This is a genomic window from Citrobacter sp. RHB35-C17 (assembly GCF_013816795.1).
Taxonomy (GTDB): domain Bacteria; phylum Pseudomonadota; class Gammaproteobacteria; order Enterobacterales; family Enterobacteriaceae; genus Citrobacter_A; species Citrobacter_A amalonaticus.
This window is the reverse complement of record NZ_CP057150.1, coordinates 1,804,905-1,818,159: the sequence shown is the minus strand read 5'-3', so window position 1 is coordinate 1,818,159 and position 13,255 is coordinate 1,804,905. Positions and strand designations below refer to the sequence as shown.

Genomic DNA, 13,255 nt, shown 5'->3' with positions numbered 1-13,255 from the left:
ATTTATGACCGGGTTACACACGGTCCGGTAACCGTAATGGCGGGGGAAGTTTTTCACCAGCCCACGCCATTCACCGTTTAATGTCCGTGTTCAGGACATAACTCAGAAGTTAATACGGAACCCGACGCTGCTCGTTACCGGTGACTCGGTATGTCTGTCGTTCTCGTAACGCGCCTCAACCCACACGCCTGCATTCGGCGTCAGCTGCGCACTGACTCCCAGGCCATATTTACCTGTTGTCCGCGAAAGGTCATTACGGAAGTCGTACCTGTCATTAATCCGGACCTTATTGTTGTCCGCAAATTCATGACTCACTGCCGCCGTCAGGTACGGCTTCACCACCGTCCCGCCCACATCCAGGTTCATCCCGTTATCCAGCCGGATATCCTTTCCGTCCGCACTGAATGCCGTACCGCGGACATAAGGTTCAGCCCAGACAGTCTCATTCACACGGAAGGTCTTACCCACCTCCAGACTGACACCATATCCGTTCTGGCTGTAGTCTCCATACACCGGTGTGCCATCGCTCATCTGTGTCTGCAGTGTGTTGCTGAAGTGGTTAAATTTGACCACCCCGTCCGCATACAGCCCGCCGCCGCTATGAACCACACGCGGTGGCTCACCCGGGGAGACCGGCTCCTGACCGGTGTTCTTAATTCCCAGATTAAAGTGACCACTGGCATTACCGGTGACATTCAGCAGGTCACCTGACCAGGCCGCAATGTCCGTGTTCATCAGGAAAGTCCCGGTGCCGGACAGCGTGCGGGCCGTCAGGGTCACTGCCTGCGCCACCGGCATCAGCCGGGTGGTGAGACCGCCATGGAAATTCACCGTTCCGGCATTCAGGGTCAGGGCGCCCACGGCAGAATCGCCGGTCAGCCGCCAGACGGAAGGACCGGTAACTGTCACATCCCCGCCCCCGGTTCCGTCATCCAGAATGCGCCCGGTCAGGGTACTGCCGCTCATCAGGTTCAGGGTGGTACCGGACTGTGCCGTCACATCCACCCGGGTCAACACTAAAATGAATATTTAAAACCAATAACCGCTGAGGTATCAGAGTATCCATCATTTCCAATCTGTTGATTAACAAACCCTGTGATATTAAATTCTGGTGACATGCGGCCTTCAACGCCCAGTTTTAATTCTCCAACGTTACGCGTACCGGACTGATTAACGCTTACTCCATCCATAACAACACCTCGATTATGCATGTTATGAAGCCAGTTTGCTTCAACAAAGGGTTTAAAATTACGTTCTTTCTGGTTATCAATTGCATTATGCCCTTTGATGAACATTTTCAAACCAAGGCTGGTAGTTAGATTATTATCACCTTCCGTTTTCACCACCGTGCCGTTTGCTTCTTTTAAATCCTTTGATTTTATACCTGACCAGAGAATTTTTGCTTGCGGTTGAACAAACCATGCAACCGATTTAGCGTCATTACTCATAGGAAATACATAACCGGACTCAAGAGAGGCGCTAAATCCTTTAGAACTATATTTTTCTTCTTCCAGAAGTTGTCCATTCACACGGTTGTTAAACCAGCTATGCTGTAAAACACCGTCGATGTATGCACCTTGCTCGCTATCTCCATCAGCATACCAGGTGGCATAAAGTCCAGTCGTATAGCCATTAACGGACCCTTTCGCATGATATCTCGATAAACTGGACTGGGTATTGCTATGATTATACCCGTAGCCAGCAAGTGCCCCGAAACGAAAAGCACCGTCTCCTTCAGTGAAAGCTGTAGCAAAATCACCGCCCAGCATCAGCACATAGCGGTTACTTTTCGTTTTGAGCTGTCCGGTAGAATCATTTATACGGCTATGACCTCCGGTATTTTTCATCCACAGGCTGGTCAATTTACGCTCCCCCGTCATCATGTCGGTGTATTCAGTCTCTCCCAGACGATCTGAAAGCGTAGTGTTGAACATAGTATCAGCAGCATAAGCGTTAGCAGAATAAGCACCGGCCTCAGGCCTCAGGACATTGATTTCGTTACCATTGTTACCTTCGCCGCTATTATCAGGCTGTGTTTCAACAAACGTACTGGATAGATAGCGCAACTTGGCATCGATCACCTCGGTGTAGCTTTGCAACGTCATCGCATCGCCAATTTTTGCACTGTTGGCATCGGCGGTGATTTTGCGAAGTCGCACTGTCCATGTTGTTCCTGCCTGCGGCAGAGCAATGCGATGGCTGCGCTCATAACCAGATGTGGTTTTTCCGGTCACGCGCGTGTTGATCACTGTCTGCCATGCGCCGCCGTCGGTCTGCAGATCGATCGCATAATTAATCGAGTACCCGACCAGGTCGCCATCGTCTTCCTGCCTGAAAAGTGAAGGCCATTTCAGACGCAGGCGGATGGCTGAAAGCTGGGTATTTGTGAACGTATGCGTCCATGCCGTACTGCTGGAGATCGCCGTACCCACATTAATTTCATTTTCGGTACCCGGTATCCCCTGAATATATTTTTGTGCCTGAGTACCCGGACGAAACTCCCAGGCCACTCCACCGAAGTTTTTCGAACCGTCAGAGTTTTCAATGGGCGTTCCGTCAAGGTAGATGTCTTTCCCGGTCAACTGTCCCGCAAATTCGCCTTCACCCAGCGCAATCAGGATTTTTGCTTTTGCAACCGACTGCAGGTCATCGGGTTGTTCAGTTGGTGTGCGGGTCTTCGAACTGCCGCCCTTGCGGCCTTTAATCGCAGTTGCAGTTACCATATCGTTCCCATAAAAAAACCACCCGAAGGTGGCCTGGAGGAAAGTGATTTTTTATTGCTGATCTTCGACGTAGATGCCGGCGGAGATGATTGCGCCACCGATGCGACGCTTACCGTAAAGAAGAGGAACGGGGTAACCCTGTGCGGCGGTATTCGTCACGCCACCGAAAGCATAACTGGCCTGATTAGCTGCATCCTGCTTGCTGGCGAGACCAGCTGGTTGCGGAGAAAGCATTTGTATAACCCCACCGAGCATCATTGATGCTCCTGTACCATAAAACCATGGTGCGGCTGCAGCTGCTGGAGTAAAACTTAATACGACACCTACAACGACTAATACAGCTCCAAGTATTGTTTGTAAAACTCCTGATTTTTTGCTTCCTATTACCACAGGTACAATACGAATTATTTCTTTTGTTACAGGAAATGCTAAATCCTCTTTACTTAAATTCTTTTTGCCTCGAAAAACAGCATAAGTTATCCCTCTTTGCTTACTGGTATTCAGGTAATTTTCAAAGCCATTTATAGTACAACATAAAGCTCTAATAGCTTCTGCCGTAGTTGTAACAACACGATTATGTGATTTACCGAAAGTTTTACCTAAAATTCCGCCAAGCACAATAGTAATCATAGTCATGTATTCGAAACCCCCAATAAAAAGGCCGAATTTTTTCGGCCTAAAATACAATATATTACTTGGTTCGCCACATCCTATATTGGCCCCACACGCCTTGTTCAGTAATGTATTCCTGTTCAGCCCCATCAGCAATGATATCAAGCGTCTTACGCATACCCATACTGAGGGTTGCGCAATCATTACTTACTCGTAACTTATGAGGACCTTTATCTAAATAGGCGGTTACGAACTGATTTTGACGGAGAAGAGCTAAATCTCTATCATCGATTGCAATTAAAAATTTACACATTCCCCCACTGCCACCGCCAATAAATTGTTTATTCCTAGTAATGGTAATTTTCGTTTGCTCTTTATTGTTATTAGGTGTCACTAACTCTTGATTTAAAATTTGCTCGGCTGGACCATATGGACGAGCACACCCAATCAATCCCAAAACAGCAACAAATAGAAGAATAGCTCTCATACATACTTACCCTCAATAAAAACGTCAACGTTAAAACAGATTCAAATAAAAAACTTCATATACAACCCAAGGAAGAATTTTTCACACACTTCAATAGGTTCAAGAGAAAACTCCTTATATTTCTCCTTAATCGTACCAAAACTATCTGGACATTGGCCTGAATATTTATAGTAATTATATATACACGGATCTACCTTTACCTTATCAAAAGAGTGAGCTATACCATCAATCACTGTAAGAGAAGAGTTTAGATGTTGAGCAAGTGATAATTGATAGATTAACTCAGAACTAGTGTAAACAGGTCCTAAAGCGCAAGTTTTTGCCGCGTTATTAAAAATAATTGATTTATCACCGCACTTATCGGAAGCATTGTTAAAAGCAATAGTAAGGTCGCTACGAAGATCAATATGCTTGATATCCAGTGCTGTTGACTGATTTACAATCCCTATAACCCCTAAAATAAAAACAGCCACTACAATAATATTGGTAGTATCTAAATTCAATTCTTTGCTAAATATGCGTTCCACAGCTGCCGCCCCCCCAACACCCGCTAATATATAGCTCCCCCCTGTCCATAAATTAACTTTACAGCCTAATATTTCATTAGCACACAGCAAAATTCCAGCGACTATTAACAAAACAATTAATGCTATTTTTACATAATATAAGACATTAGCTATCATTTTAATTAAATTGCCTTTGTGATGATTAATCATCTTGCCATTATCCATCAAATAGACCGACATGACGAACTACTAAAATTGTCCTATCTTGCCAGTACTCCAGTTAACGGTTTTGGTTAGAGGCCCGGTCGGTGTTAGCGCACCGCCGGGCTTCGATAATTTCATGGTTGCACAATGTTAATTCGGTACGTACCATGTGAATTCTAGCCTAACCCAGTGGTACGTACCGATGCAAGACAAAAATACGAAAGCAGCTTTTGAACGTTCCGGCAGCACCAAAAAAAACATTCGTTTCGAGGACGATTTGCTTGAACAGATCAACGCAACTGCCGGAACAGGTAACTTTAGTTCTTGGGTTAAAGAGGCATGCAGGGAAAAGTTACAACGATTAAAAAGCACAAAAAGATGTTAATAAAGTGAACCGCTATCATAACGATAGCGGTTTCTACTAGTGTATTGGCGGGATGAATATCTGTATCTCTTTCTCCCATAGGCCATGCCCTTTAACATCCAAAGAAACGAAGATAGGAATTCTATCTTTTTCACTAATCTCACCAAGTATTTTTACATCATAGACTTTTTGTATGCATTTTAAAGGAGTCGTCATTCCTTCATCATCAATAATAATTGATGCAGCCTTAATTATTTCCAGTTTGAAAATTTTATTTAGCCACAATGTGTCTTTATATAGGTGATAATACTCACCTAATCTAACACCAAGTTTTGGATATCTTTGAATTTCGCCCTTAATTGTTGACAAATAGACGTATAGCAATTGAGGCAGTCTATCAAGACCACCAATCATTTTAAGACTACCATTAAAAATTCCTAAATCACCCGTTTCATCAAGGGCAATATCGAAACCTATCTTATCAACTGGTATTCGCTCGGTTCTCAATGAAATAGCACATTTCAAAAACAACTTCCCATTTTCAAAGAATACAGCAGGTGGTTGAACTAAATTTCGGCCATCACTAAAAGACTCACAAATTATTATTTTTTCATCTAAAGGCAAGTCAGAGAAATCGCTTATAAAATCCAATAGTTCAAATTTATCCCCCCTTATATATTCTTTTACCTCTATAGTCCAACAGTCGACATTAAATTCTTTAAAAGCCCCTATGACTATCAAATTATCTCCAATCATGAAAAGGTCATTTGACATATCATTGATAGGCAATTTATATAATTGACTTTGAACCTTTTCCTCATGTTTTTTCTTCATATCCCTTAGGAGTTCAGGGGTGAATTTTTTCTCATCTCTGTCAATTAACGTGGCATGTGTTTGACACAACCAGATCCCATTTTCAATATCGGTTCGCTCTTCGCTTGACATATTTAAATCGTATCGTTTTCCACCAGGTGCCGCTGCATAAATATGTGCAGCAACACCAATACTAGTTACCGCCGATGATGACTCGTCACTTGGTCCACAAGTAATAGTTTTACAGTCAGGGTAGGAGCAGCGAAAATTAGCTCTTGCTGCCAATGCACTTTTAGTTTTTGTAGAAAAGTCGTCGCGTCCTTCTTTATTACTCATTATTCACCTTTATGGTTTTGTGATTTATAAAGGCCACTCCCCCTTAATCCAGGCCTGAATCTCAGAGAGTCTATAAGCCACCGCCGTAGATCCAATTTTGATTCGCTTGGGGAACTTACCCTCCTTTTCAAGCTTCCAGCGAGTACTGTTCGCCAATGTGGTTAGCTCCCGACACTCTTTCTCACGGATCATGCGATCTATGTTAGGAATGTACTCCAGACCATTTTTATCAACAACTGCCATTTTTTTCATGTTAACCAGCCTTTTGTTTGAGGATTGTCACTTTTGAATCAGCACCAGCGATGCTATTCAGATATGTAGTCCAGAGCTCCAGTGCATCCAGTTTTTTAGCCATGAACTTACTTCGGTTGTAAACACCTGCCACACCTGGTAGTGCATGGCCTAACAACTGTTCTACAACATGAAATTCCACACCGAGATCGCTAAGATGGGTAGAAAGCGTTCTCCTGAGGTCATGAAGGGACCATTGCTTTTCGTGTCCCAGACGCTTACCGATTTTACCGCCAATCCTGCTCACACTTTCCCTGATACGCAGGCTACCCAATACATAGCCACTACGCCTTGTTTCCTCGTGAACGTCCGTTATCCACTGCCGCAATACTTCAGGAACTGGCCGGACAATTTCCACACCAGTTTTGGAATGCTCTTTTGGTACAGTCCAAACCCAGCTATCGCGATCCCACTCTTTCCATTCTGATAACCGGGCTTCACTCATACGACATCCGAAAACCGTACACAGTACAAACATTTTCCTGGTGTATTCGGACATCAACTTGATATCAGGCTCAACAAAGATGAATTTCCAGAGCTGCCCTATCTCCGACTCACTTAGGACCCGATCCCTCTTACCTGCAATTTGTCCGACATCACTCATTCGCAAGTCCTTTAGTGCATCACATGTCGCGTACTGGCGAACCCGGCAAAAACGAAGAGCTAATTTTGTGTCAGAAAAAACATACGCAGCCATGACTGGTGCATTACGTTTAATCCGGTCAAAACAATCCAGCCATTCATAGAGGTGAGTGTCGTTTACAGGTAAATGGCCGATATAGGGAAAGATATGCTTACGAAAACGTCCCAGCGTCACTGCATGGGTTTTACGACGAACCTTACAAAAATTTTCGTACCAGTAATTAAGTGCATCCTCCACAGTGACCGGCTTTAATCGTTCTTCAGACTGAATCTTTATCTGGATACGAGGATCGCGTTTGTCTGCCAGCCATGCCCGACACTCGTCCCGCTTTTCCCTGGCTTGTTTTAACGACATATCAGGATATTTACCAAGCGTTAACCAGACAGGAGCCGTCAAACCACCAGCTAACCTGTAGAAGAAAACAAAACTCACAGCCCCCTTCTTACTCACACGAACGGAAAGCCCCTTCCCATCCGCAACAGTGATCTGCTTTTCTCTGTGTTTACCCAGATAACCTTTAAGCGTTTTGTCGCTCAATTTGTTCTCGCTCGCCATTTTAGCCCCCAAAAAGCAATACAAGTTGCAATACAGAGGTGATTGCAACGCACAGATAACGAGGAAAATCCAGTGAAAGCGCCAGAAAAACTTATTCTTTATAATCAAAAGATTAAGTGTAAAAACCAGCAACTACACGATAGCCTCAGAAAGCTATGCTAAGTGCTTCGGTTTCACATAACCCGGCGTGAATTCGGAAGTGTTACCGCCGCGTGAGCGGATCACATTGCCGGAGACAATCGGCGACACATACAGCGCCATATTCACCAGGCCGGGGATCTGAGAAAGGTAAACTTTTTCGGTGGAAAACGGATAGCTTTCACGAAAGAAGATACGCAGAAACAGCGGATCGAATTTGAATTTTTTCTCGGTAACCGCCAGCAACTGGGCAGTGGTATACATAGACATAGTTTTTTCCCGTAGAAAAAAGGCCGCTCATGCGGCCTTTATGGATGGAGATAACTGGCTGGTTAAGGGGTCACACAATACTGATGGAGGTACCGGCGAAGGCGTTGCGTCTGACGTTATCCGTTGCCGCAGCAGCAGGCCACAACACATCTTCAATCCGGAAAGAGCCAGTTTTAAAGAACGTCAGTTGATCACTGTTCTGATCGGCGTCAATCGCGAGAATGCCTGTCGCTGTGCCAGCGGCAGCACCGTCCCAGACAACCAGCTTTCCGGCAGCGGGATCAAGCATCAGCGGCGTCATCGCCGAAACACTGTCCGTTAAGGCACCGGGTGCGGATGCGGTATGTGCCGGGTCACTGTTACCCAGCGGCTGATAATGCTTAAATTCTTCGTTTGGCATTGGAACCTCTTATACAGGTGTGTTCATCAGGTCATCGGTATCAGATGCCTGGCTGGCGGCACTGACAGCACCAGGCGCGGTGTCCATCAGGCGATCAAGTGCGGTATCCGTTCTGACCTGCGCGCTCGCTGGCGCTGCGGCGAGGATCAGTTGCGCATTTTCAACCGTCATACCCGGTGTTGCCGCGAGCACCCGCGCCTGCGATTCACGGCCCTTCGCCTCTTCACAGTTCAGGATCCCCATGATTCGGCTGTTTTCGGCATTTACCGCCGCTGAAACCTGCGCGCTGATATCGGCTGATGCAGTATTTACCGTCGCGACAGGCGTCGCAGCGTCGACAGTGACTCCGGCTGACGCGTCCGCTACAGGCTGAGTTGTTTCAGCGGATGCAGTGGTAGTTTTCATATTTCCTCCGAGGGTTATTTTCTTTCGTTTATCAAGTGCATCGCGCATCGCACTGAGCGCGTCGGTGTTATTGACGAGTTCGTCTGCGATTCCGTTCTCTATGGATTCCTGTCCGGTGAAAACCGCCGCTTCGGTATCCAGTACCGCCTGAATGGTCAGGCCGGTGTACCCGGCCACCTTCTCGGCAAACATCTGTCGGGTGGCATCAATACGTGCCTGAAAATCAGCACGCACATCCTTCGGCAACTTTTCGTAAGGGTTTCCGTCGACCTTGTGATCGCCGCTGTAGATGAGCGTGACTTCGACGCCGCTGGTCTTGAGTGCAGCACCGTAGTTGCTGTGCGCCATCATGACGCCGATCGAACCGGTTCTGGCGGTCTGGGTAACAAGACGACGAGATGCCGCGCTGGCGATAAGCTGCCCGGCGCTACAGTTCATGTCGTTCGCCAGCGCCCAGACCGGTTTGATATCCCGCAGACGGGCAATAATGTCAGCGCAGTCAAAAGCACCGGATACCATGCCGCCAGGTGTATCCATATCCAGAAGAATGCCGTCCACGCCGGGATCACTGATAGCCTGTTGCAAGCGGGCAATAATGCCGTTGTAACCCGTCATACCTGAATACGGTTGCAGCGAACGGGTTTTACTCACCAGCGTGCCGGAAACCGGCAAAACCGCGATACCGTCGATCACCTGGTAACTGCGTGACGGGCGCGGCCCCATCTCTTCATCGTCACCAAACAGCGCAAGAGGTTCAACAATCTGTTCACCGCTGAGAGTGACGCCGGAAACGGTATCTGTCAGACGGGTAATACCCAACTGGCCCGCCAGCGCGCAAAAGAAAACCCGCGCATAGGTGGGTTCAAGTAGCAGCGGCTCATTAAAAGCCAGGCTGGCAATATGCGGGAGATTACGCAGATCGGGCGTCATCTTTCTCCTCCTTAGTGGAATTCTCTAACCCGGACTGGAAGGCAGCAGCAGCCCATGAAGGCGGTTTGAGCCCGGCGGCGCGGCGCTCCATCGTTTCGCGAACCTGCTGCGCGAAAATTTCCTGATAATCTTCACCGCGTTTGGCGCACTCTTTTTCATAAGTACTGAGGCCCGCTTCGATCAGCATGACCGCTTCCTGAACCTCTTTCAGTCCATCAATAGCCATGCGCCCGGAACCAATCCAGTCGCAGTTTCCCCAGGCGCTTCGCGCTTCCTGAAAGCTGAACCTCGCCCGGGAAGGCAATGTCACAACCCGACGAATAATGGCCTCTTCCAGCCAGCAGAGAAACATCATGCACGCCTGACGGGACGCAACGAATTTCCGACGCCCCATAAAAAACGCCCATGATTCATTGGCGCTGGCGCGGGCGGTGGAGTAACTCATCTGGGAGTAATTCCGGGACAGTTGTTCAAACGAAACGCCAAGCCCGGCAGAGATATACCTCAACAGCGACTGTTCGAATACCGAATAGCCGTTATCCGCGTTCGGTGGCGACTGGAGATTCAGGGAATCACCTGGCATAAGGTGCGGCACTTTCGCCCCACCCAGGCGAACCGGCGCCGCAGAGTAATACGACGCCATTTCCGCCAGCCAGCCCGTAAATTTGTTCTGCTGCTCTTTATTATCAGCGCCGAGAATAAAATCCATCGCGGTCTGGGTATCGAGTTCGCTCTCGGTAGTGGCAGCATACATTGCCTTCACGATAGCGCTCTGCAACTGTGTGTTTTGCAGCGTATCGAGCATCTTCATTTGCTCCATGACGCTGTAAAACTGGTTGGCGCCGCGGGTCTGACCGTCCTCTAGCGGTTCAAAAATGTGAATGAATGAAGTGCGCCCACCAGCCAGTTCACGCGGGATATACGTCCATTTCTGCGGCATCCAGCCAGGATAACCATCATCGCTGACGTAATACCCCACCGCCGCCCCGGTGTTGTTCACCGCCACACCGGCACGACAGTTTCGCGTATCGCCCGTGTTATTCGGGTTACTGATGCGCTTCGGACTGACCATTTTGAACTGTGTACGGAAAAGGCGTCCGGGGCTGCTGTCCCACGCGGGCTGCACACACAATTCACCATTAAAGGAGTGCATTGCCACGCCTTCACGGATCATCATCGTGAAAGTGCGTTTGCGCTCCGCATCGATAAAGCAGTTGTCGTCTTCGGCAAACTCTTTCCACGCGGCTTCCACCTCGCGGGAGAAAGCCCGGGCATCCTCTTCAGAAATACCAAGAAAACGCCAGCTCGGACGGTGGCTCAGGCGAAAGAATGAGCCGACGATATGATCCTGGTGCAGTTGTATCGCATTTGCGGCATAGCCGTTATTCCTGACCAGATCATCTGCGCGGGCGTTACCGCGCGCAAAATTGGGCAGTAACGCCGCATCAGGGCTTTCGCTCTGCGGTTGCCACCCCCTGAGTTGCCCACCAAAACCATGAGCACCGCCGTGATAACCGGCGTATTCCCGTAACGACGTCCTGCCGTCCGGCCCCAAAAGTGCAGGTGTTTTCATACGTAAAATCCTGCCGGACCCCGGCGACGTTGAGTGATACCGACCTGAACCTCCAGATCAGCTATGTATTTTTTAAGGTCGCTCACCGAAGTAACCGTAAACTCCACCCGGCGACCGTCCTTTTGTACCGTCGCCACCCGCTTTCCCGTCATCAGGTCATGCAGTGCGGCGCGGGCGCTGTCGAGATCGGATTGTGACGCCATTACTCATCTCCAGATAATGCCCTGGCGTAATCTGCCACGGTCTTTTTCGGTTTACGCGCCCCTTCTTCCTCCAGCAGGCTTGCCAGGAGAGAATCAAGGTTCAACTGCCAGCGGGAAATGCTGATCCGCAGTGCCGCCAGCGCATACACGAAGCAGTCGAGTGCCTCATTGCGGCGCTTTTTGCTGTCCCAGACAATTTTCTTCCGCCCGTCCACCCATTTTTCAACCTGTTCCTCGGCGGTCAGTTGCTGTGCCTCAGTCAGATCGTAAATATCGGGATTGTTGGGGAAGTGAACGGCCCCCGGCAACGGTTCATCACCTTCGGCTACCAGGGTGAAACGGTTGTAAATCTGCTCTTTCGCGGTATCAGTACCGACTTCCGTCAGATAGACACCGTTCTTGTTGCGCTTGCGAGGCATATTCGCGACGGGCTTACCGTAAACGGATGCCCCTTTTATCGGGATCACACGGAACAGACCATGCTTTTTCGAGCGGTTATAGACAATGGTGGGATCAATACCGCCGATATCCCAGCAGATACGGGATATCGACATTTCAACGCCATTCTGTCGGGGATATGTTTTGTTGATAGCCTCATCAACCCTGAGAAGCGTCGCCTCATCATCATGACGGCCCATGATGATCTGCCGGTCAATGAGCCAGCTTTCTTCACCAGGCCCCCATCCCCAGACACGCATTTCGTATCGATCAAGCTGGGAGTCGATCCCGGCGGTAAGATAGGCAACCCGATCAGGGACTGAGGCTTCAAAGTGTTCCTTACGCTCAGCCATCACATCCGCGTCAGGCCGTTCACCGATTTTCGGCTCCCACGTTTCACCCAGCGTGGTGTTCACGAAGGTTTTACGCTTTCCGGTAGTCGGCTCAACATGCGACTTCATGAAGTTTTCGGCGTCGCCGTCGGTAGGAAGCCAGATCAGGGAGTTTCGCTGTTTGTGCTCAATAAAATATGCATAAACCCCGAGCAACATTTTTGAATAGCCAACACGGGCAGATTTAACGACGTTCACCTCGCGGATATAGTCGTTTCCCATCGCATTCATGATCGCGCGCTGAAAAGGCAATGTTTCCCAGCGCCCTTCCTGATAAGCAGATTCTTTCGGGAGATAATAATGGGTATCAGCCCATTCAACTGCCGTCTGCGGCTCTGGCCTGTACAGAGAATGAAGCCCCGCACGCGCAGAGTGCTGCAGTCCCTTAACCTGACTGTTTGATATATTCACTCAGCAACCCCGGTATGATTTCATCCAGCGCAGCTGCTTTGTTCATGGCTTTGATGATGTCCTTTTTGAGGAAATCAATATGTCGGTTTTCCAGTTCCGGAAAACGCCGCTGAACCGACAGAGGGATCCCATCGAGAATACTGGCTATTTCACCGGCGATCCGTGACAGCACGAACGTGCAGAATGCGGTCTCCACCACCTCAGCGGTATCTTTGGCATTTTTTAGCTCCTGGGCGTCAGCCTGTGCTCGGGTAAGCCGGTGCCGCTCATATTCAATCGTGCCTGGCTGGAGGTCGGATTCCGAAGCAATGCGAAGATCCTCTACCTCTTTCCGTAATTTCTCATTCTCAATCTCCGCGTCGCGCGCGGAATACCACTCGATAGCGGCGGCTGAGTCATAGAGTACTTCGTTACCTTTTCCACCACCTCGCGCAACCGGCATCCCCTGATCCTGCCAGTTCTGGATCGTGCGCACACTGACACCGAAGATGTCAGAAAGCCGCTTTTTGTTGACCTCCATAGCTCACTCCGTGCGCAAAAACAGAGAACGGAAACGATCTC

Annotated in this window: 15 protein-coding genes and 2 pseudogenes; 1 reads left to right on the top strand and 16 read right to left on the bottom strand. The window is 48.6% G+C overall.

The window, feature by feature from the left end:
* Positions 1-102 precede the first annotated feature (102 nt).
* The 6 genes and pseudogenes from HVZ37_RS08520 to HVZ37_RS08500 all read right to left on the bottom strand — a co-directional run bounded on the left by HVZ37_RS08520 (position 103) and on the right by HVZ37_RS08500 (position 4,538).
* A complete protein-coding gene (locus HVZ37_RS08520) occupies positions 103-999 on the bottom strand; it encodes an autotransporter outer membrane beta-barrel domain-containing protein (protein WP_346654973.1) in 897 nt (298 codons plus the stop codon).
* 17 nt (positions 1,000-1,016) lie between these two features.
* A complete protein-coding gene (locus HVZ37_RS23090; protein ID WP_249418385.1) occupies positions 1,017-2,081 on the bottom strand; it encodes an autotransporter outer membrane beta-barrel domain-containing protein in 1,065 nt (354 codons plus the stop codon).
* Positions 2,058-2,723: pseudogene (locus HVZ37_RS23085) on the bottom strand (host specificity protein); the annotation flags it as partial. The pseudogene HVZ37_RS23085 and the gene HVZ37_RS23090, both read right to left, overlap by 24 nt.
* 51 nt (positions 2,724-2,774) lie before the next feature.
* Positions 2,775-3,359 (bottom strand): tail assembly protein, encoded by a 585-nt coding sequence (locus tag HVZ37_RS08510; RefSeq protein WP_054177302.1) that lies wholly within the window; start codon positions 3,357-3,359, stop codon positions 2,775-2,777.
* Positions 3,360-3,414: 55 nt separating this feature from the next.
* Positions 3,415-3,822, bottom strand: a complete 408-nt coding sequence (locus HVZ37_RS08505) for a hypothetical protein (RefSeq protein WP_046401860.1) — start codon at positions 3,820-3,822, stop codon at positions 3,415-3,417.
* A 41-nt stretch (positions 3,823-3,863) separates the two neighbouring features.
* Positions 3,864-4,538: a hypothetical protein gene (locus HVZ37_RS08500; RefSeq protein WP_181628330.1), complete on the bottom strand. Its 675-nt coding sequence runs from the start codon at positions 4,536-4,538 to the stop codon at positions 3,864-3,866.
* Between the two features lie 196 nt (positions 4,539-4,734).
* Here HVZ37_RS08500 and HVZ37_RS08495 point away from each other — a divergent pair, with 196 nt between their 5' ends.
* Complete coding sequence (locus HVZ37_RS08495; protein WP_181628329.1) at positions 4,735-4,917, top strand: YlcI/YnfO family protein; 183 nt, start codon at positions 4,735-4,737, stop codon at positions 4,915-4,917.
* 36 nt (positions 4,918-4,953) lie between these two features.
* Here HVZ37_RS08495 and HVZ37_RS08490 read toward each other — a convergent pair whose 3' ends face one another.
* From HVZ37_RS08490 to HVZ37_RS08445, 10 genes and pseudogenes are all read right to left on the bottom strand, one after another.
* A complete protein-coding gene (locus HVZ37_RS08490) occupies positions 4,954-6,045 on the bottom strand; it encodes a hypothetical protein (protein WP_181628328.1) in 1,092 nt (363 codons plus the stop codon).
* 24 nt (positions 6,046-6,069) lie between these two features.
* Positions 6,070-6,297: an AlpA family phage regulatory protein gene (locus HVZ37_RS08485; protein WP_181628327.1), complete on the bottom strand. Its 228-nt coding sequence runs from the start codon at positions 6,295-6,297 to the stop codon at positions 6,070-6,072.
* 1 nt (position 6,298) lies between these two features.
* Complete coding sequence (locus HVZ37_RS08480; protein ID WP_181628326.1) at positions 6,299-7,534, bottom strand: integrase arm-type DNA-binding domain-containing protein; 1,236 nt, start codon at positions 7,532-7,534, stop codon at positions 6,299-6,301.
* Between the two features lie 162 nt (positions 7,535-7,696).
* Positions 7,697-7,942, bottom strand: a pseudogene (locus HVZ37_RS08475) (major capsid protein); the annotation flags it as partial.
* A 70-nt stretch (positions 7,943-8,012) separates the two neighbouring features.
* Entirely contained in the window at positions 8,013-8,342 is a 330-nt protein-coding gene (locus tag HVZ37_RS08470) for a head decoration protein (protein WP_181628325.1), read from the bottom strand.
* Between the two features lie 9 nt (positions 8,343-8,351).
* Positions 8,352-9,677: a S49 family peptidase gene (locus HVZ37_RS08465; protein WP_181628324.1), complete on the bottom strand. Its 1,326-nt coding sequence runs from the start codon at positions 9,675-9,677 to the stop codon at positions 8,352-8,354.
* Positions 9,658-11,250 (bottom strand): phage portal protein, encoded by a 1,593-nt coding sequence (locus tag HVZ37_RS08460; protein WP_181628323.1) that lies wholly within the window; start codon positions 11,248-11,250, stop codon positions 9,658-9,660. The genes HVZ37_RS08465 and HVZ37_RS08460 overlap by 20 nt, the downstream gene beginning before the upstream one ends.
* Positions 11,247-11,453 carry a gpW family protein gene (locus HVZ37_RS08455; protein WP_043001120.1) on the bottom strand — a complete coding sequence of 69 codons (207 nt, stop codon included), beginning with the start codon at positions 11,451-11,453 and terminating at the stop codon, positions 11,247-11,249. Before HVZ37_RS08455 ends, HVZ37_RS08460 begins: the two co-directional genes overlap by 4 nt.
* Complete coding sequence (locus HVZ37_RS08450; RefSeq protein WP_181628322.1) at positions 11,453-12,694, bottom strand: terminase gpA endonuclease subunit; 1,242 nt, start codon at positions 12,692-12,694, stop codon at positions 11,453-11,455. The genes HVZ37_RS08455 and HVZ37_RS08450 overlap by 1 nt, the downstream gene beginning before the upstream one ends.
* Positions 12,669-13,214 carry a terminase small subunit gene (locus tag HVZ37_RS08445; RefSeq protein WP_181628321.1) on the bottom strand — a complete coding sequence of 182 codons (546 nt, stop codon included), beginning with the start codon at positions 13,212-13,214 and terminating at the stop codon, positions 12,669-12,671. Before HVZ37_RS08445 ends, HVZ37_RS08450 begins: the two co-directional genes overlap by 26 nt.
* Between the last annotated feature and the right edge of the window lie 41 nt (positions 13,215-13,255).